The following is a 1,216-nucleotide window of genomic DNA, read 5'->3' on the forward strand; positions in this document are numbered from 1 at the left end:
CTGCGCGTATGCACGCCCACAAGCCTGTCAGGTATTTGCGCATAACCGCGCAGATGGCCTGCATTTTTCGCTTTCCGCGTGCGATCAACGCATCATAAAAAGCCTTCACATTCGGGTCGCTGCGAATCGCTGACATGGCCGGCATGAACATCGCCGATCGCAAGTAGGCATTGCCTGCCTTACTAAGGCGTCCGGGCTTGTCAATGCTCGTCCCGGACTGGTTTAGTCGTACGTCCAGCCCCGCATAACGACTTACCTGCGGGGCTTTAAGTGTCACTGGCAGGGGCGCCAGCTCAGCCAGCACGGCAAATGTCGAAACGTCCCCCATCCCAGGGGCCGCCACCATGTGATCGAATTGGCTCTGCAATATTGGACAGCTGGCGATGATTTCTCGCCCGGCTTGCCTAAACCGCTCAATGCGCCTGCCAAACATCGCGATAGCCTCTTCTTCGTCCTCAATCAGCAACGGTGAAGTGGTTCCGGTCGCCTGCAGGGCATGCAGCTCATTTTTAGCCCGCGTGCAGTGGCCGATCAACCGATTGATGTGGCGACCAATGGCCCGCAGCTCAAGCTGTGCGGGGCTTGGTGGGGTCCACAGGCGAGGGGTCATGCGTTCGCCGTACTCGGCCAGCAACTGAGCATCGATGGCGTCCGTTTTACTGTGCTGAAGCATCAGTCTTGCAAAATTGCGGGAGCTTTTCGGGTTGACCACCGAGACCGGTAACCCAGCCGCGTTCAACTCCAAGGCCAGATCCAGGTAGTAAATCCCGGTGGCTTCCATGACAACAGATAGCGGTTTTAGGGCTATCAGCTTTTTCACAGCCGCCTTGCGCCCCTTGGGGGTTTGGGCGATATCCCACGAGCCGGCAGCACGGCCTTTGTCACGCCAAGCCATGACGCTGCTACGGGAACCGATATCCAATCCGACGTGAACGCTCATGCTTTCAACTCCGAGAAAACTGGGTGAAGATGGCTCCTGGTTCCCCTGACCTCGAACTTCATGCCGCTGCAACCTTGTAATGCGAAGTCCGACTTGTCGGCTTCTCGATACTCTTCGTGGTGGGCAATGAGGCGGGGGAGCCTCTCTACAGACAAGGTCAGGCGCAAGTCCTGCCTTCAGGAGCCATCGGCCTCCCCCAGAAACACATCTTTGTATGTCAGCACCAACGAGCTTAGACCTCTCTCGCTGGGTGCTGGGTCAACATACAAGGAGCTG

At 57.5% G+C, this 1,216-nt stretch carries 1 protein-coding gene; it reads right to left on the minus strand.

Annotation, left to right across the window (positions count from 1 at the left end; translation table 11 throughout):
• Nucleotides 1-940: IS110 family transposase (locus UB23_RS12895; protein ID WP_045059706.1), on the minus strand; the 940-nt coding region annotated here is incomplete at its 3' end.
• Nucleotides 941-1,216 lie beyond the last annotated feature (276 nt).

The organism is Pseudomonas sp. ES3-33, from assembly GCF_000952175.1.
Classification (GTDB): Bacteria; Pseudomonadota; Gammaproteobacteria; order Pseudomonadales; family Pseudomonadaceae; genus Aquipseudomonas; species Aquipseudomonas gregormendelii.